General features: G+C 62.4%; 16 protein-coding genes. 11 read left to right on the forward strand and 5 right to left on the reverse strand.

The genetic code is table 11. The features are described from left to right. The first annotated feature begins 51 nt into the window (after positions 1-51). Both ACQR1W_RS03970 and ACQR1W_RS03975 read left to right on the forward strand, forming a co-directional pair. Positions 52-2049 (forward strand): hypothetical protein, encoded by a 1998-nt coding sequence (locus ACQR1W_RS03970; protein WP_434849574.1) that lies wholly within the window; start codon positions 52-54, stop codon positions 2047-2049. Between the two features lie 46 nt (positions 2050-2095). Beyond that, a complete protein-coding gene (locus tag ACQR1W_RS03975) occupies positions 2096-2260 on the forward strand; it encodes a hypothetical protein (RefSeq protein ID WP_434849575.1) in 165 nt (54 codons plus the stop codon). 713 nt (positions 2261-2973) lie between these two features. Here the strand turns inward: ACQR1W_RS03975 and ACQR1W_RS03980 are convergent. After that, positions 2974-3483: a DUF2199 domain-containing protein gene (locus ACQR1W_RS03980; protein WP_434849576.1), complete on the reverse strand. Its 510-nt coding sequence runs from the start codon at positions 3481-3483 to the stop codon at positions 2974-2976. A gap of 223 nt (positions 3484-3706) precedes the next feature. Continuing rightward, on the reverse strand, positions 3707-5047 hold the full coding sequence (locus ACQR1W_RS03985; RefSeq protein ID WP_434849724.1) for a transposase: 1341 nt from the start codon (positions 5045-5047) through the stop codon (positions 3707-3709). A gap of 267 nt (positions 5048-5314) precedes the next feature. Between ACQR1W_RS03985 and ACQR1W_RS03990 the strand changes: the two genes are divergently transcribed. The 5 genes from ACQR1W_RS03990 to ACQR1W_RS04010 all read left to right on the forward strand — a co-directional run bounded on the left by ACQR1W_RS03990 (position 5315) and on the right by ACQR1W_RS04010 (position 9449). Next, complete coding sequence (locus ACQR1W_RS03990; protein ID WP_316229024.1) at positions 5315-5968, forward strand: hypothetical protein; 654 nt, start codon at positions 5315-5317, stop codon at positions 5966-5968. A 731-nt stretch (positions 5969-6699) separates the two neighbouring features. Continuing rightward, positions 6700-7140 carry a WapI family immunity protein gene (locus ACQR1W_RS03995; RefSeq protein WP_434849577.1) on the forward strand — a complete coding sequence of 147 codons (441 nt, stop codon included), beginning with the start codon at positions 6700-6702 and terminating at the stop codon, positions 7138-7140. A gap of 166 nt (positions 7141-7306) precedes the next feature. After that, positions 7307-7576 (forward strand): hypothetical protein, encoded by a 270-nt coding sequence (locus ACQR1W_RS04000; RefSeq protein ID WP_434849578.1) that lies wholly within the window; start codon positions 7307-7309, stop codon positions 7574-7576. Between the two features lie 310 nt (positions 7577-7886). Next, positions 7887-9002: a serine hydrolase domain-containing protein gene (locus ACQR1W_RS04005; RefSeq protein WP_434849579.1), complete on the forward strand. Its 1116-nt coding sequence runs from the start codon at positions 7887-7889 to the stop codon at positions 9000-9002. A 237-nt stretch (positions 9003-9239) separates the two neighbouring features. Continuing rightward, positions 9240-9449, forward strand: a complete 210-nt coding sequence (locus ACQR1W_RS04010) for a DUF2283 domain-containing protein (protein WP_434849580.1) — start codon at positions 9240-9242, stop codon at positions 9447-9449. Positions 9450-9794: 345 nt separating this feature from the next. Here the strand turns inward: ACQR1W_RS04010 and ACQR1W_RS04015 are convergent, their stop codons facing one another. Next, positions 9795-10484, reverse strand: coding sequence for an L-2-amino-thiazoline-4-carboxylic acid hydrolase (locus ACQR1W_RS04015; RefSeq protein WP_434849581.1), 690 nt, complete (start codon positions 10482-10484; stop codon positions 9795-9797). Positions 10485-10496: 12 nt separating this feature from the next. Further along, complete coding sequence (locus ACQR1W_RS04020) at positions 10497-11615, reverse strand: serine hydrolase domain-containing protein (protein ID WP_434849582.1); 1119 nt, start codon at positions 11613-11615, stop codon at positions 10497-10499. Positions 11616-11929: 314 nt separating this feature from the next. Between ACQR1W_RS04020 and ACQR1W_RS04025 the strand changes: the two genes are divergently transcribed. After that, positions 11930-13150: an FAD-dependent oxidoreductase gene (locus tag ACQR1W_RS04025; RefSeq protein ID WP_434849725.1), complete on the forward strand. Its 1221-nt coding sequence runs from the start codon at positions 11930-11932 to the stop codon at positions 13148-13150. A gap of 109 nt (positions 13151-13259) precedes the next feature. On the opposite strand, the gene ACQR1W_RS04030 is transcribed toward ACQR1W_RS04025, so the two are convergent. Beyond that, the gene (locus tag ACQR1W_RS04030) at positions 13260-14267 is read right to left on the reverse strand and encodes a fumarylacetoacetate hydrolase family protein (RefSeq protein WP_434849583.1); all 1008 of its coding nucleotides are present in this window, start codon (positions 14265-14267) and stop codon (positions 13260-13262) included. A 274-nt stretch (positions 14268-14541) separates the two neighbouring features. Between ACQR1W_RS04030 and ACQR1W_RS04035 the strand changes: the two genes are divergently transcribed. Genes ACQR1W_RS04035 through ACQR1W_RS04045 form a run of 3 tightly spaced genes read left to right on the forward strand, consistent with a single transcriptional unit; the run spans position 14542 to position 18646 of the window. Next, complete coding sequence (locus tag ACQR1W_RS04035; RefSeq protein WP_434849584.1) at positions 14542-15942, forward strand: c-type cytochrome; 1401 nt, start codon at positions 14542-14544, stop codon at positions 15940-15942. Beyond that, on the forward strand, positions 15939-16430 hold the full coding sequence (locus tag ACQR1W_RS04040; RefSeq protein ID WP_035982252.1) for a (2Fe-2S)-binding protein: 492 nt from the start codon (positions 15939-15941) through the stop codon (positions 16428-16430). Before ACQR1W_RS04035 ends, ACQR1W_RS04040 begins: the two co-directional genes overlap by 4 nt. Beyond that, the gene (locus tag ACQR1W_RS04045) at positions 16427-18646 is read left to right on the forward strand and encodes a molybdopterin cofactor-binding domain-containing protein (RefSeq protein ID WP_434849585.1); all 2220 of its coding nucleotides are present in this window, start codon (positions 16427-16429) and stop codon (positions 18644-18646) included. Before ACQR1W_RS04040 ends, ACQR1W_RS04045 begins: the two co-directional genes overlap by 4 nt. Positions 18647-18653 lie beyond the last annotated feature (7 nt).

The raw sequence follows: 18653 nt of genomic DNA on the forward strand, positions 1-18653 counted from the left end.
TCCGCCAAGACTATGACCATGCTTTTGCCTAGACCGTAAGCGGGGCATCGAATGAAACGGATTTTTGCTGGACTTCTCGCCGTGGTTGCAGTTGCAATCGCAGGCTTTTTCGGTTTCGGCTGGTACGTCCAGCACCGCGCGACGGCCGAGGTCGACGCCGTGTTCGACCAGATTCGCGCGAGCGGCGGGAGGGCCACGCACGGCAAGGTCGCCTTCGACATCTGGAGCCGGACGCTGACGGTTGCCGATGTCGCCACCGAATCGGCCTCGCCATCGCCTGCCAACCTCAGGATCGGAAATCTGACGGCGACCGGTGTCACCCAGAGTGATCCGGCCCACTTTTCGGCCGCGACCATCGACGTGAGGGACATCGCGGTCGACGCACAACTGCCGGCTCCGTCGGGCGCGCATCTGACCTACAAGGCGCCCCAGCTGGTGGTGAAAGACTATTCCGGTCCGACGCGGCTGCAGCGGCCGCCATCCACGGCATCGCTGGTGGAGGTCTCCCGCGCGCTGGTCGAGCAGTTCATGACCGTGAGCGCCGCCTCGATCGCCGTGCCGCAGGTCACCGCTACGATGGCACCGAACCCCGCCGCACCGGGCGGCGGCGAATTCACGTATTCGGGCTTTGTGGTCGACGACATCAAGGCCGGCAAGATCGCACGCTACAAGCTCGACGAAGTGGTGTTCACGATGGACCTGCCGCCCGCGGCAGCGGCGCCGGGCAACAGCAAGGCCGGCAAGATGCACGGCCGCGTCGTCGACATCGTCCACAGCGACATCGATACGAGCGCATTGGCGGCGATCCTCGATCCAGACAAAGCCAAGGACGACCATATTTATCGTCTGTATCGGCAGGCGACGGCCGGCGCCTACGAGATCACCTCCGACCTCGGCGTCCGCATGCGGATGGACGGGATCAGCATGGACGATGTCGGCGTGCGGCCCTCGAAGCTGCAATTGCCGGCGCTTCTGGCCGCGATCCCCCAGCCCGGAATGCAGCCGACGCCGGAGCAGTCGCGCGAGCTGCTCGACAAGGTCGCCTCGCTCTACGAGGGCCTTCAATTCGGCAATCTCGAGCTGCGCGGGCTCGCGCTCGAGACCCCGGAGGGGCCGTTCAAGCTCGCCGGCCTGCGCGTCAGCCTCGCCGACGGCAAGGGCGACCTCGCACTGGAAGGCTTCGACGGGCGCTCTCCGCAAGGACCGATCAAGCTCGGCCGCTTTGCGCTCAAGGCGTTCGATATCGCCGGCTTGATGCGGCTCAGCGCGCAATTTGCCGACAAGCCGGTGCAGCCGCAACCCGGCGCGGCTTTGGCCGCGCTGAAGCTCATCCAAGGCGTCGAGCTTAAGGCGCTCGAAGCCCCGTTCAAGAGCACGAACAAGCCGGTCAAGATCGACAACGTCGCGCTGAACTGGGGCCAGTTCGTCGGACCGATCCCGACCCAGGCGCACCTCACGACCAAGATGGCCGGCCCCGTCGATCCGTCCAATGCGGCCATGCTGCCGCTGCTCGCGGCCGGCATCGATACGCTGGCACTGGATGCCGATCTCGGCGTCGGCTGGACCGAGGCCTCCAGCAGCGTGGCCCTCTCGCCCGTCAAGATCGAGCTTGCCAACCTGCTCGGCGCCTCCGCGAGCCTCTCGCTCGCGCATGTGCCCCGCGCGCTCTTCACGCCCGACCCGCAAGCGGCGACTGCAGTGGCCGCGCAGATCGAGGCCGGCGGCCTGGAGCTTTCCTTGCGCGACCTCGGCGCGATCGACCTCCTGGTGGCGCAATATGCGCGCACGCACACGATGACACGCGAGGATGCGAAGAAGGCGCTGGTCGACAGCCTGCATGACAGCGGGCAGCAATTTGCGGCCGGCAATCCCGATGTGGCGGCTGCGATCGAGGCGGTCAGCCGCTTCATCGAAACGCCGCGGCAGACGCTGACGCTCAAGCTGACACCGCGCGCCAAGGTGCCGGCACTGCAGCTGGTGCAGCTGCTCAAGATCGATCCCTCGATGGCGCTGGCGCAGTTCAAGATCGAGGCTTCGACCGGGCTGTGAGAGCGCGGCGGCGAGCTTGCGTCGACGGCCAACAGTGAGGTGCGGCATGACCGCCGGGCTGAACAATGCGCTCGCAATGACGCGCATCGAGAAGGACGGATATTTCCCCACCGTCATTCCGGGGCGCCCGGAGGGCGAGCCCGGACTCCATACTCACGATGGTGGTTACGGATTCCGGGCCCGCGCCGCTTCGCGGCAGGTCCTGGAATGACATCGCGTGAACGGTCTATCAGACATGACCTCGTATTCCCGCGGCTCATCATGCCCGGGTTATGCTTGAAACTCATTGTCCCTCTGAAAACGAGAGGGCGCAGGGAATGCCGGGTGAAGGCCTCACCCGCGGCCCGCCTGCAGAAGAAAAAGCAGGCGGCAGTCACCACAGGTGCAGCCGAATACCCGGCATTCCCTGCGCGGTGTTTGACGGATTATACGTGATCTCCCCAGGGACCGGCTTTCTTGCCCCTGTTTGCGACAACGCGTAAACGCGTTGCGCAGACGCCAGCACCGGGGCGCCAGGACCACACGACTTCACCGTCCGCAAAGCACCGTTCGTCCGCGTCCAAACGAGCGCTGCCGGTGCTTCGCGGCCACCGCCTCCCCGCCTCGCGTGTCGTGACGATCGCGCGCAACGCCCCTCCGTGATGAGGCGGGATGTCGTCAGACAACCACAATTTCTGGAAAAACGAAACAAGGAAATTTTTCGCGACAGGACTGGACACGCCGAGTCGCGTTGGAATCGCACGCGAACTTCGTGTTTTGGCGCACGCGATCTGGGATGAGCTTTGTCGCCGGCGCGCTCGCGAACCGCCAATGGAGCGTCCGCCCGTTCCTGAAGAGCGGAAGCCGGCGCCTTCGATTGTTTGGTCGCCTTTGGGGCCAGATGCGGACCTCGTAATGCCGGCCAAAGCCTAAGTCCGCTGCTACTCAGTGGTGCGGCATCATTGCTGACACCAGTCTCTCGCCCTTCTCCAGAGTTATGCCTTCACGCTGATCAACCGCGAACGGATGGTCAGTTGGCTCGATCATGATCGTCGGCCGCAGATTGTTATTTCTGAGATGGACGTTCGTCTTGAGGCCTGCCGTTGGAGGGTATTGCGAGACGTTGTTGCAAAGCCACCCGAACATGGGCGGTTCGCCCGTGACGTCAGCAGACCAAAGGTCCAGAACGCGTTTGAAGTTGCTCTCCGATAACGAAGCCCATACTCCCCAGATGAACTTCTCGTCGAGGCCGACGATAGGAATTTCGACGCAGCCTCGGATGAAGAAATCCTTGTTGCCGATTACACAGAGGTTCTCATCGAGCTTGTTTCCTGCTGAGCCTCTATGATCTTCAGGAACGGCCCGCCAAGGATCTGGCTCGGGAACGGCGAAATTGAGTGGCAACCCGCTTTGCTGCCGTCCGCAGCACCTGCAGGTCCAAGCGTACTGGAGCATGGAGATTGCTTCCTCGCGTTTCGTGGGGCCGTCGCAGGCTGGCCATATTATCGAGCTGCATCGGCCGGACCTCGCCAGCTATAGCGTGAACTGGCGGCGCCAACAATTTGTGACTGACATGGTCTCCAACAAAGCCCGCTTTGGCCCGATTCCGTTGAAAAAGGCAGCAGTAGTGGGCGGTACAGAAGTCGACGCCGAAGCAGGCGAGCCGACTTCGCCGACGCTATGCGGGGTTCGGGATCAGCTTCGCCAGTTTACGAAGGTTCTGAGCGGTGGCAGCGAGGGTGAACTCGTCACGTGCGCCGTTCGGTCCTCTTAGTCGCAGCCGATCCAGCTTGAGAATGCGTTTGAGATGCGCGAACAGCATCTCGATCTTCTTGCGGAGCCGGCGTGAAGTGCGGCCTTCCCATGAGCTTGCGATCTCGCGCGCCATGTCGCGAGCGCCCTCGTAGATCGAGCGCGGCACTTTCCGGGCCGGGGTGTTGGGGCAGCACCTGCTTTTCAGAGAGCATGCTTGACAATCGTACTTGCTGGCGCGGTAGAGGATCGTCTTGTCATCGTTCACCGGCGTTCCTGTGGTGGTGAGGGTTTTGCCACCGGGGCAGCGATAGATGTCCCTGGTATGGTCGTAGGTGAAGGCCTCACGCGAGAAGGTCCCGTCGGTGCGGGCCGACTTGTCGAAGACGGTGACGTGCGGCTCGATCCCGTGCTCGTAGACCAACCACCCGAGCATCTCAGCGGAGCCATAGGCGCTGTCGCCGAGAAGCCGGCTTGGATAAAGATCGAACCTTTCGAGTGAACGCTCAATCATGCGCTTGGCGGCCAACACCTCCGCTTGGCGGATCGCCGTGGTCGCCTCGACATCGACGATGATCGCGTTCTCGACGTCGACCTGATAGTTCGTCGAGTAGGCGAAGAAGGCTTGGCCGCCGTGCGCTCCCGTCCACCGCGCCGCCGGGTCGGAGGGCGACACAAACTTGGGCGTGACCTCCGTCGCGGCACCGAACGTGGCATCATCAAGAACGGCAAGATACTCGTCGATCGCTCGACCCGCGGCCTCCGGTGGAAGCCCCTTATCGCCTTCGATTCCCTTCTGCCGATTGGCATCCGCCTTGATCAGGCTCGCGTCAACTGCGAACCCTTCGCCGCCGACCAGGCGCTCCCGGATGCAGCGGCGCAAGACGGTCTCGAACACGCGACGGAAGAGATCGCTCTCACGAAAGCGGCCGTGCCTGTTCTTCGAGAACGTCGAGTGATCGGGGACAACTCCATCCAGACCCAGCCGGCAAAACCAGCGATATGCCAGATTGAGGCGGACTTCATCACAGAGGCGCCGTTCCGATCGGATGCCGAAGCAATAGCCGATTAGCAGCATCCTGATCATCAACTCCGGATCGATCGAGGGCCGCCCGATGTTGCTGTAGAAGGGTGCCAACTCTCGTCGCAGGTCCTCGAGGTCGACGAACCTATCGATCGACCGCAGGAGGTGGTCGGCTGGGATGTGCCTTTCTAGCGAGAACTCATAGAACAACGCAGCCTGTTCGACTTGCCGATGCCCCATCATGACCTTCAGTCCTGCCAATTAGACAGACTGAATCACCGATATCTCTGCGTCGCAACTGCCGACTTTTTCAACGGAATCGGCCATAAACGGACGTCGTTCATCTGCCCGCTGTCGCCTCGGTCTTGAGCGAAGCTGAAGGGCAGTGCCCATGCCGGAGATCGAGAGATTCATGCGGTTTCGCATGGCTGATTTGTCCGTCAATTCGGCTCAAAAGTTGTATCCGGCAATGTGCACCTGCTATAATTGAGGGCAGTTGCGGGAGGCACAATGGCGATGACGCGGAGCGTTGCGAAGGGGATCACTGTTCTGGCTGTCTGGCTCGCGCTCGTCGCGTCAATGCCGGCTGCTCGGGCACAAATCGAAAACGTTCTGAGACCGCCGGACGGATTGACGGTCGACGACGCCATCGCGCGGGAACTGCAGGACCATCGCGCTGTGGTGATCGTCGGTGCAATCCTCGGCACGCCGAAGATCGGTGGCGGTGTCACGCGTTGTGGCTTTCCCGTCGTCACTCTCAGCCAGAGTCTCGACAAGGGCGCGCCGACGAAGACGATCAGGATCATCGTGGCCGATGGCGCAATCGCCTCGCTTCCTCCAGGCGAGCACTTCCTGCGGGGCATCAGTTGCGGCAATACGAGTGAAGGGTATGGTGGCCCACACGCCAAATTCCAGGTTCGCGCGGGCGAGATCGTCGACGTCGGCGCGCTTCGGCTCGATCACGAAGGGGGCGGGCTGTTTTCGAATGTCGGACAGACGCACCGGTCCGTGGAGGACATCAGCCCGGAGGTCGTTGCTTTTCTGAAGGCGCGCGCGCCCCGGGCCATGACTCACCTGGTCAGGCGTCCCATGACCCTGTTGGGTGCGCCCGAATCGGTGGTCCATACCACCATTCGGCGGTGCAGTATCTTCGGATGCTCTTGACCAGTCACTCCGAAGCCCGGGTGTCGCCGACCTGGCGTGGGTGAACCGTCAGGTCGGCTCAGGGTCAAAAGCGGCATATCGGTCCCCGACCGCTTACTTCCGGTCGAGGCCCGGAAGCCGACATCGCGGGCGCAGGCCGGAAGGTTCGGGACGGGCCAGAAGCTGACAAGATTACTTAGGCGACCATTCACTTTTAGGGTGTAAATCCCATCACTGACGTGAAGAGGCTGTGGGTCACTTTTGACGAAGCCAAGGAACGCGTTTATCACCGGATGTGTGTTCATCGCGTCCATCGGCGCTCTTCTAGCTGCGTTTAACGGGTGGGAAATTGTCAGGCACTTTCCTCTGGCCGATTTCGCAGAACCCTTTCGCGAAAGAGCGAACCGATACAATCAGCAAGCTGCGAACTTCGTCGTGTTCTCTTCGTTTGTTTTGGGAATGGCACTCCACATTGTGTTTCTTCTTCTCGGTATTTTCCTGATCGGATTTGCGGCCTTCACAGCGAAGAAGCATCTGATCAGGCCGTCGTCGCCACGCCAAGGATAGTCCAGCAGCGCTGTCGGATTCGGGTTAAAAGCGGCCTAACGGTCCCCCGACCGCTTACTTCCGGTCAAGGCCCGGAAGCCGACATCGCGGGCGCAGACCGGAAGGTCCGGGACGGGCCAGAAGGCGACATGGCTTCATCGAAACTACCATGATAAAACGTGGCGTGGTTTTTAGTGGAGACGCCAATGCACTCGGACGAACCAGACCTTAAGCTCGGTGGGTTCTCGCTTTGGGTGTTTGGTCGTCAATTTCCCGAGGCCACCGACTATTGGGACGGAAACTGGCTGAATGTTCGAGCGCGGGTCGAAGCACCCGGTGCGGGGGTCGAAGCAAAGGGAGCATTCGTCAACATCCCAGAGTTAGCAGGCTTCGTTGAACAACTAGAAGCACTTCATGCGACTTTGGTCGGCGAAGCCGGGCTACGTTGTTTGGAGCCTAACTTGGAGATTGCGATTCGGTCCGGCTCTCGCGGCCACATGGCAGTAAAAATCATGTTGACACCCGACCACATGACCCAGTCGCACGAGTTCAATTTTGACCTTGATCAGAGTCATCTGGGTCAACTTCTTGACGGATGCAGAAGTGTTTTGTCGCGCTGGCCAGTCCGATCGAAAGCTTCTGCTTAGGGTCAATCGCGACGGTCTTGCCCGATCTTTATGAAGTCCGGTCTACCCCTCAGAGCCGACATGTAGGCCGCAGGCGGATTGCGTCGCAAAGGGCCAATAGGCAACATCACAGATTTGGCCTGCTATGAAAGAGGTCGCTCAATGAGGCCCCTACTGGGAGTGTTCCATGCCGTCTTGGCTGATAAGACTCGCAATCGGATGCGGGGCGATGATTTTATCTTTTATCGCGATGGTGCTGTTAGCTACCCTGGCGGTGTATCTTGCGTACGGCACGCTTGGGACGGATTACGACAGCTCCCCTCCGTCCAGCTTTCTCGTTGTGCTCGCTTCACCGCTGTTTTTGCTCGCCAGCATTATTTTGGGAGTTGTCGTCGGATATCGAATGAGGCTGCCCCAACACGACTCGCAGCCGACGGTCAAAACAGGCTCTCCCTAAATTCAACTGAACATTTGCGGACCACCGTTTGCTTGTCGCCCCGTGCCGATCGCATGTCTGCAACGGGTCAAAGACGGCCTATCGCTCCCCCGACCGCTTACTTTCGGTCGGGGCCTAGAAGCCGACATCGCGGGCGCAGACCGGAAGGTCCGGGACGGGCCATAACCGGTCATCGGCGATGAGCCAGGGCGCGCAGGCAAACAGTAGGCTAGCCCTGCAGTCCCGGCAGTTTTCCGGCGCTTCACATGAGATCTATACAAACGAAATGAACCACCGTAGGTAGAGGCTTGGTCGGTGATGGGGGCTAAAAATGAAAGTGCGTGCAGCAGCGATCCGCTTGATGGTCATTTCGACTACCTTGTCCCTAATCCTGTTCATGGTCGAGTTCGCAATCGGGGCCGAACCACCCCATGACTGTGGCAAACCATCGGATATCCACGACGGATGGCGCATCAGTTCGCCGGAGCAACAGGGGTTTGACGCTGCGCTGCTTTGCGCGATGGGAAAAGGGGTGATTGATGGCAAGCTCTCAAACGTCGACTCGATTGTTGTCGTTCGCCATGGCGTGCTCGTTTACGAACGTTACTTTGACTACCCGAACCATCCACCCTTCGACGCAACCACCAAGCATACCGGCAATTCGATGGCCAAGAGCGTGGTATCGCTCCTGGTCGGAATTGCAATGGATCGCGGCCTGATTAGGGATTTGGATGCTCCGATTTTTTCATATTTCCCCGAATATGCCAATCTTCGTACGCAGGAAAAGGATCGCATCACGCTACGTAACCTTCTGACAATGTCGGCCGGACTAAACGCGTCCGTCTCGCATCCGATCGTGCGCGACGATCTCGATCCCTATCGGTACGCGCTCGAACTGAACCTCGCGCGAGCCCCCGGCACTTCATTCGACTATAACAGCTCGGAAACAGAACTCATCGGAGCCGTCCTGCAAAAGGTTTCTGGAAAGACCGTTGATATTCTGGCACGCGAGAATATTTTTATGCCTCTCGGCATCAATGACATCGACTGGTATGGGCACCTCGGTAACAGCGTCCCGACGTCCAGCACAGGGCTTAGCCTGCGTCCCCGCGACTGGGCGAAAATCGGCCAGCTCGTTCTGAACCGCGGAGCTTGGGAGGGGAAGCAGATCGTTCCTGCGTCCTGGATTGCTCAATCGACGGCGGAGCAAATCAAGGCGCAAAAACGTTTGTCATATGGTTTTCAGTGGTGGCGAGGTCGATCGCAGATCGAGGGCCGCGTCGTTGAGTGGACGGCCGCGATGGGCGTCAATTCGCAAAAGATTGTCATCATCCCCGAGCTTGACATGATCGTTGTCTTCAACGCTTCTCTTGAGTCCGTCCAGATGATCGCGCCCGAAATTGAACTACTCGATAAATACGTTTTGCCAGCGATTTTGGAGCATTGAGGAGACCGCGTCGTAGAGCACCGCGATGTCTCCTTCGGGTCAAAATGCGAAACACTCGACCTGAGCAATTCCGGTCCGCTGACCTTCCCGGAGCAGACCTAAACGCAAGGGCTCGCCACTTCACCTATGGGCCCAGGCTGTGTGGTTTTCACACAGCCTGGGCCAAGAGGCGACATCACTGCCTCGGCCTGATACAAAAGGCTGCCGTCTCCTAATTTCCCTCCGTGAGCGCCTAAGATGAAAAAGCACGCCTATGTGACGGTAGACCGCGCCGCAAACGCGGCCTACATCTATATCACTGGACCAATCCCCGAGGGCGGAGTTGCTGAGACAATCGAGGGTACACCTGGCATCAATCTCGACTTTGATCGGGAGGGACGCCTTTTGGGGATCGAGTTACTTTCCCTCAAATACCTTCATCCTAATTTAGTGTCGGACGCGTCGTAATTGACTAGCGCCGCGCGGCAGGCAGCCGAACGTATGTCCGTTACGGGTCAACATGCGAAACACTCGACCTGAGCAATTCCGGTCCGCTGACCATCCGAGAGCAGACCTCAAGGCAAGGGCACGCCACTTCGAAATGGGCCACAAGGCGACATTGCCCGCCGAACGATACGAAATCGGGTTCATACTTAGAGGCAGACGCCTAGCGGTGCATTCCAACCATACAACGCGCCAATCACCGGGCTCCCGCGAGTGCGACAAGCCAGCATGAGCAAAAGCTGGTCCTGCGAACCTCAACAGCATCTCCCCGACCCATCGTGAGGAAGGACGCGCTGATGCCTCGTCGCCCTACTCCGGCGGCAGCCGCGAGAAGCGGAAATTGCAGTGGCTGGCGCCGCCGGCCAAGGTCTGTGTCCGTGCCAGGTGGATGCCTCGCGTGGCATAGGCGTCGAAATCAAGCCCGCAAATGTTCGGCAGGATGTCCTTGTCTCCGTGCCGAGCCGCGAATTTGCAGAAGCCACAGGCCTTGTAATTGATGCCGAATTCAAAGTTGTCGCCCGGTCCCGGCTCGACGAAATCGTAGACGAAATCTTCCGGGAACTGCTCCTGATGACTTTCTGTCGTGCTTTTTGTTGCCTGCTCGCGCAGCAAGGCCTGGTTCTCGGACGACATGAATTGATCCCCCGCGGCGAAACGTTCCGCTTCGGGCATGGTAAGCAATTGCGCCTTGTAGGTCTCGCGCTCGATTTCGCCGATCATGGGCGGCGGCACGCCGTGGCGGCGGAGCACGCGGCTGATGGCCATGAATCCCATCAGACGCATGAAGAAATCGCTCATGCGATTTTCCGCGCCGCCGACATAGGGCATCTGGGTGAGCACGATGTCGAATTCGTCCATCACCTCCTGCCAGATCCCATCAAGATCGGACAGATTCGCGCGCTCGCGCAGCATCGCTTCGGCAAGCTCGAGGCGATGGCGCATGGCCGCCTCCATTGCACCGCGATGTGCCTCGTAAAAGGGATGGATGATGTCAGCCATTGGGACACGTCCCTACATTCGCGACACGAAGCTCGGCAGCACGACTTCGGTCAGGACCGCGTTGATCACGCCGCGCTGCTCGCGGTTCGCTCGGCCATAGTTGCCGCAGTGGATCACCACGACGACATCGCGGCCGGGAACGACGTGCAGGCGTTGGCCGCCCCAGCCGATGCCGGCGATGAAGCGCGGCGGATCCGATGGCGCGCCGTCCGGACGCACGCCGACGTACCAGTGATAGCCGTATTTGAAGTCGCCATCGATCGTGACCGTTGCTGTCGCGACGCGCTTGACCCACTCCGCTGGGACGATCTGGCGGCCGTTCCACGCGCCGCCGGCGAGCATCATCTGTCCAACCTTCAGAAGATCGGGTGGCAACAGCCGTAAGCCCGAGGCCGCGATCGGATCACCATGCTGGTCGCGATGCCACTCGAACGCGCCGAATTGCAAGGGATCGAACAGCACGCGCTTGCAATAGGCAGGCAGCTCGTCGCCGGTGCCCTTCGCGATCAACCGGCCAAGCAGCGCGGTGGCACCACCGCAATAAATCCATCTCGCACCGGGCTCACTGACGATAGGACGTTCGAGGATGAATCGGAATCGATCAGGCGCGTCGTCCATGGCGTTCTCACTGTTGGCCGGACTGCCATACGGAATCGAGATTTCGTCCCATTCGAATCCGAGCGTCATGCTGAGCACGTTGTGGATGGTCAGGCGATCGCGGCCGGGCTGGCTGGCGAGGTCGGAATATTCCGGAAACTGTTCGTAGAGCTTGGCTTCCGGCGGCGGAACCTTGCCTTCCGCAAGCGCGATCCCATAAGCGAGCCCGACAATGCTCTTGGATACCGAGCGCAGGTCGTGCAGCACGTTGGGTGCAAACGCGACCTCACCGAGCGGCCGGCCGCGGGCCTCGTCATTGCCTTTCTCATAATGCTCAACGAGAAGCTTGCCGCCCTGGCTCACCAGCAATGCGTGCAGGCCGAACACGCGGCCGGCCTGCTCGGCCTCGCTGAGACGTTGCGCGATGTCGGCGGAGACGGATTGCGCATGCGCCGAACGCGCTGCGATGAGGCCCGCACCGAGTCCGACCAGGACGTGACGACGATCGAGACTGATCACGACGAGTCCTCCCATGAACAATCCGCGCCGGTCGTACGCGGCAAGCTCCACCGTATCCGCTTTCGGTCCGATGGTCGCGACAAATTGACGGCACGATCTCAGGTCGAGCTGCTGTCGTTATTCCTTCACATCCCATTGATCGGGAGCTGCGTCGGAGTAATGCCACGGGGATGCGTCGCCCTGCCTTATTATCTTATCCGCGCTACGATCTGCCGAGACTACGAACCAATTCCGAGCTAATTTGCAGATTGGCAGGAACCGCACCGGGGCGAATGGTTTACAGCACCGACGGATTCGGGCACCGGACGATACAGCACCGGACGATACTCATGGCGATCGACCTCCAAAACACCCGCCGCGTCACCTGCTGCATCGTCGGCGGCGGTCCGGCCGGAATGATGGCTGGCTTGCTCCTGGCGCGCGCCGGCGTCTCGACGCTGGTGCTGGAGAAACATGCCGATTTCCTGCGCGATTTTCGCGGCGACACCGTGCACCCCTCGACCCTGGAAATCCTCGACGAGCTCGGCCTCTACGACGAATTCCGGCAACGGCCGCATACCGAGGTGACGCGGCTGCGTGGCCGCTTTGGCGATATCGAGGCGACGTTCGCCGATTTCACCCATCTGCCGACCCGCGCGAAGTTCGTCGCGTTGATGCCGCAATGGGACTTCCTCGACTTCCTCGCCGCGCACGCGCGCCGCTATCCGAGCTTCGAGCTTTTGATGCAGGCCGAGGCGATTGCGTTGCGCCGCACCGATGGCAAGGTGATCGGGGTCGAGGCAAAGACCGCGGCGGGACCGCTGCAGGTGACGAGCGACCTCGTGCTGGGCTGCGATGGCCGCCATTCCATGGTGCGGCAGCAGACGAACTTGCCGGTCGAGGATCTCGGCGCGCCGATGGATGTGCTGTGGTTTCGGCTGTCGCGCAAGCCGACCGACCCGAACGATCTGGTCGGCAGCTTCGGTGCCGGGCACATCCTGGTTGGCATCAACCGCGGCGACTATTGGCAATGCGGCTTCGTCATCGCCAAGGGCACGCTGGAACAGATCAAGCGGCTCGGGCTCGACAGCATCCGCGACGCCATCGCCAGGCTGACGCCGTTCCTGGCGGACCGTACGCATGAGATCACGAGCTTCGATGATTTCCGGCTGCTGACTGTGGGCGTCGACCGGTTGACCAGCTGGCATCGTCCGGGCGTGCTGTGCATCGGCGACTCCGCGCACACGATGTCGCCGGTCGGCGGCGTCGGCATCAATCTCGCGATCCAGGATGCGGTAGCGGCCGCGAACCTGCTGGCGCGGCCGTTAAAGGAGGGCAAGGTCAGCGAGGCCGACCTCGCGGCGGTGCAGGCGCGGCGGCTGCGCCCGACGCAGCTGGTGCAATGGCTGCAGGTGCAGATCCAGAAGCGCGTCATCTCCGGCGTGCTCGGCAGCGCGAAGCCGCCCGAGCCGCCCTTGCCGCTGCGACTGATCGCGCGTTTCCCGGCGCTCGCGCGCGTCCCGGCGCGTCTCATCGGCTTGGGCTATCGGAGGGAGCGGGTCGAGCTGTGAACGCACAGCAACACCGTCGGCTGATCTCCTGCGAGACAACCCGGTCGGACTTGCGCGATCGCGAGTGGCAGGTGCGCGAGGACGGCCTCGCGCACTCAGCGGTGTGACCTCACGCCAGGTCGAATTGCAGCGTGCCGAGCTTCTCGATGCGGCTCGTGATCCGGTCGCCGGCCTTGAGCCAGACCTGCTTCTCCTTGGGCATGCCGACGATGACACCTTCGGGCGTGCCGGTGAAGATGATGTCACCCGGCTCCAGCGCGAACAGCCGCGAGGTGTAGGAAATCACTTTCTGCGGGTTGAAGATGAACTTCGAGGTGTGAGACGACTGCCGCGGCCGCTCCTCGTCATTGACGTAGGTTTCGATCGTCAGATTGTTCGGATCGACCTGATCGGCCGAGACGAAATAAGGTCCGATCGGCGCAAAGCCGTCCAGGGTCTTGCCGACCATCCACTGCCCGCCGGTCTCGAGCTGCAGGTCGCGCGCCGAGAAATCGTGCCCGATGGCGTAGCCCGCGACATAGTCGAGCGCCTCGGCCTCGGAGACGTTGCGCGCGGTCTTGCCGATCACGACCAGAAGCTCGGTCTCGTAGTCGAACTTGTAGGACACCTCGCGCGGCGGCAGCTTGATCGTGGTGCGGTGCGCGGCCAGCGTGTTGTTGTACTTGTTGAACAGGATCGGCTGCTTCGGCAGCTTCTCGCCGGCCTCCTCGGCATGTGCCTTGTAGTTCAGCCCCACGCAGACGATCTTGGCCGGATCGGTGAACAGGCGGCCGAACTTGATCGAGGACTCGTCCTTGACGAATTCCTTGCGATCCCGGGCGGCGGCAATCAGCTGATCAAGCTGCGCACTGCCGGAGACGAGCAGCGCGTCCAGCGTGGCCGGGGCGGCCATGTTGAGCGCTTTTCCCGCCGCCGCAACATCGAGGATGCCGTTCGGCAGCTTGACGCCGAGCGTTTCGCTGCCATCGGCCTGGACCATGGACAGCAGCGTCAGCCCGCGCGGCATCTGCTGCGGAGCTGCGGCCGGCGCGGCGGCCGTCGCAGCACCCGTGGTCCCGAGCGTCGCGGCGCCGACACCGGCGGCGGCTGTCTTGATGAAATCACGTCGCGTCGTCATGTTTCCTCCTTCTCGATTATGGCTCCTGAGATCAGCTCCCGGGCCGTTTTGGCGGTGCCGGCGAGCATACAACTCCCCGATGGCGGCGCCAGCGCGCTGATTGCATTGGCGTCGACGCGTTTTGCGGGCTCGCTCGCAGCAACGCTGCTCAATCCACGTTATTCCGCACAGCGGTCTGCGGAACCGTCAATAAGTGGTGAGTAGATGACGCCGGAGAAACCGGCTAAGACGGGGCCCGTTATCGGACGATCGCACATAAGAACAACGACCCGATATGACGCTCTCGGCACGGATCGGCCTCATCATTGCGGCTGCGCTCATCGTCCTCGGCGCGGCGGCGGGAGCGCTGGCGTGGCGCCCCTCCATCGCGGCGATCGAGCCACCGAACCCACAATCGTTTGACCCCGAGCTTGTCAGGCGCGGCCGCCAACTGGTCGCGCTCGGCAATTGCACCGACTGCCACACCGTGCGCGGCGGCCAGGAATTCGCCGGCGGCCTGCCGGTCGTCACCCCGTTCGGGACGGTGTTTTCCACCAACATCACCCCCGATCCTGAGACCGGCATCGGCCGCTGGTCGGAGCAGGCCTTCCAACGCGCGATGAAGTCGGGCGTCGACCGCGCGGGCCAGCATCTCTATCCGACCTTTCCCTATGATCATTTCACCCATGTCACCGACGCCGACGATCGCGCGCTCTACGCCTATCTGATGACACGCCGGCCGGTGAATGCACCGACGCCTGCCAACCATCTCACCTTTCCCTATGATCAGCGGCCGCTGATTGCCGGTTGGAAGCTGTTGTTCCTGCAGCGCGATGAGGTCACACCCGATCCGGCCAAGAGCACGGTCTGGAACCGCGGCGCTTATCTGGTGCAGGGCCTGGCGCATTGCGGCGCGTGCCATACCCCGCGCAATGCACTCGGCGCCGAGCGCACCACGGCGAGCTTCGCCGGCGGCCAGGCCGAGAACTGGGTCGCCTACGCGCTCAATGCAGCATCGCCGGCCCCGGTGCCGTGGACGGAGGATGCGCTGTTCGACTACTTACGCAACGGCTGGCAGAAGGATCACGGCGTCGCTCGCGGGCCGATGGCGCAGGTTGTCAATAATCTGGCGCTCGTCGATGACGACGATGTCCGGGCCATCGCGGCCTACACTGCCGATATTTTCGGACCACCTGCAGCCGGGCGCATTCAGGGCGCCGAGGCGGTGCGCGCGGAAGCCGCAAAGCCGCAATCAGGACCACCGCAGACATCGGCCTCGACATCAGCGCCGAAGGCGAGCGGTCCTGACAGCAATGAGGGCGCCGCGATCTATGCGGCGGCCTGCGCGAGCTGTCATGAGACCGGCCGCGCCCTGCCCTATGCCGGCGTCGACCTGCATCTCTCCACCGGCATCAGCGCGCCCGATCCGCGCAATGTCGCCAACACCATTCTCTATGGCCTGCCGGCGCGCAACGGCGAGCGCAGCCCGATCATGCCCGGCTTCGCGGCCAGCATGACCGACGTGCAAGTGACCGCGCTGCTGAACTATCTCCGGGCCACATTCAGCAAGCAGCCGCCCTGGAGCAATATCGCGCAGACCGTCGCGGACGCGCGGCAGGCGCAGGCTGCGTTCCTGCAGACCGCGGCGGAGCCGCCGAACATCGCCATCCATACCGCGCCGCGAGGCCAGCCATGATGAGTTTGAAGATCAACGGCCAGGACCATCAGGTCGATGCCGAGCCCGACACGCCGCTGCTCTACGTGCTGCGCGACGACATCAAATTGAACGCCGCGAAGTATGGCTGCGGCCTGGGGCAATGCGGCGCCTGCACGGTGATCGTCGACGGCAATGCCGTGTTCTCCTGCGTCACGCCGATCCTGCTGTTGAAGGACAAAGAGATCACGACCTTGGAAGGTCTGGGCACGATCGAGAAGCCGGCGCCGATCCAGCGCGCCTTCATGGCCGAGCAGTCGGCGCAGTGCGGCTACTGCATTCCCGGCATGATGATGCGAGCCCAGGCGCTGCTGCAGCGCAATCCCAACCCCACGGACCAGCAGATCCGTGCCGAGCTTGCGCCGCATCTGTGCCGCTGCGGCACCCATATGCGCATCCTGCGCGCGGTCCATCGCGCCGCCGAGATGATGACCAGGGCCGACGCCGGCGATCAGGGAGGCACGCTATGACGGCCACCTTCACCATGGATCGCAGGCAGGTGCTGCTAGGCGGCGGCGCCCTCATCGTCGGCTTCTCGCTGCGCGGAGCAGCGGCCCAGGAGGCCGCGAGCCCGGCGAAGCGCCCGGGCAGTCTCGCGACGACGCCCTATCTCGACTCCTGGATCAGGATCGACGCCGACGGCCGCATCACCGTGTTCACCGGCAAGGCCGAGCTCGGCCAGGGCATCAAGACCGCTTTGCAGCAGATCGCTGCCGAAGAGCTCGACGTGCCGTTCGAGGCCATCGAGCTCGTCACGGCCGATACCAAGCGCACCGCGAACGAGGGCTATACCTCCGGCAGCCATTCGATGCAGGACAGCGGCACCGCCATTCGTCACGCCGCAGCTCAAGCGCGCGAACTGTTGATCGCGCAGGCCGCGCAACGCCTCAACCAGCCGGCTGACGGCCTGCGGGCCGAGAACGGCGCAGTGATCGCGCCTGACGGCACGCGCCTCGGCTATGGCGAGCTGATTGCCGCGGACATTCTGCACGTCGAGGCCCAGCCGAGCTCGAAACTGAAGGACCCCGCAAGCTTCAAGGTGATGGGACGCCCGATCCCGCGGGTCGATATCCCTGCCAAGGTCACCGGTGGCGCGGCCTATGTGCAGGACATGCGGCTGCCCGGCATGCTGCACGCGCGGATCGTGCGACCGCCGAGCTATGGCGCGACGCTGACGGACGTGGACAGCGCCGCTATCGAGAAGATGCCGGGCGTCGTGAAGGTGATCCGTAACGGCAACTTCCTTGCCGTCGTGGCCGAGAAGGAATTCCAGGCGATCAAGGCGATGCTCGCCCTTGCCGCCTCCGCCAAATGGCAGGAGCACCCGCAGCTGCCGGCCGAACGGGGCGTACGCGAGCTGCTGATCAATCTGCCGGCGCGGGACATGACGATCCTCGACGTCAGCGATCCGTCGGTCTCGGGCCAGCGCTCGATCGAGGCGACCTACACGCGGCCCTACCAGGCCCATGGTTCGATCGGCCCGTCATGCGCGGTCGCACAGTTGATGGACGGCGCGATGACGGTCTGGAGCCATACACAAGGCGTCTATCCGGACCGCCAGGCCATTGCCGAGATGCTGCAGCTCGCGCCCGACAGCGTGCGCGTGATCCATGTCGAAGGCTCCGGCTGTTACGGCCACAATGGCGCTGATGATGCGGCCGCCGATGCCGCGCTGATCGCGAGCCTCATTCCTGGACGGCCGATCCGGGTGCAGTGGATGCGCGAGCAGGAGCATGCATGGGAGCCGTTCGGCCCGGCGATGCTGACGCAAGCGAAGGCGTCGCTTGATGCCGACGGCCGGATCGCGGATTGGCACTTCGAGGTCTGGAGCAATACCCATTCGATGCGTCCCGGCGGCGCCGGCTGCCTGCTCGCCGCCCAGCACAAGGCGGAGCCAGTCGCAGAACCTGCGCCGAAGCCGCTTCCCCTGCCGGAGGGCGGCGGCGACCGCAACGCGATCCCGATCTATGCATTCCCCAACGCGAAAGTGGTGCATCACTTCATCAGCCAGATGCCGCTGCGGATCTCCGCGATGCGCTCGCTCGGCGCCTATCACAACGTGTTTTCGATCGAGAGCTTCATGGATGAGCTCGCCGCGCTCGCCGGGAAAGATCCCGTCGAATTCCGGCTGGCACATCTGAAAGATCAGCGCGCACGGGACGTGGTGCAGAAGGCGGCTGAAGCTTTCGGCTGGACCAAGGATCAAGAGCCACCTAATGGCCGCGGCTACGGCTTTGCCTTCGCCCGCTACAAGAATCTCGCCGCCTACTGCGCGATCGCCTCCGAGGTCGAAGTGATCAGCGACACCGGCCGCGCGCGCCTGGTCCGCGCGGTTGCAGCGGTCGATGCCGGCCAGATCGTCAATCCCAACGGCTTGATCAACCAGATCGAAGGCGCGATCGTGCAATCGTCGAGCTGGACGCTTTATGAGAGCGTCACCTTCGACGACACCAGGATCACCAGCATCGACTGGCAGACCTACCCGATCCTGCGCTTCAGTGCTGTCCCCGACAGCATCGACGTCCACCTGATCGATCGTCCGGGCCAGCCGTTCCTCGGAAGCGGCGAAACCGCCCAGGGTCCCGCCGCCGCCTCAATCGCAAATGCCGTCACCAGTGCGATCGGCAAGCGGCTGCGGGATCTCCCGTTGACACGTCAGCGCATCAGGGCAGCGATCGAGGCGTGACGCCTTT

This window comes from Bradyrhizobium sp. HKCCYLS1011 (assembly GCF_051167795.1).
In the GTDB taxonomy this organism is placed as follows: Bacteria; Pseudomonadota; Alphaproteobacteria; order Rhizobiales; family Xanthobacteraceae; genus Bradyrhizobium.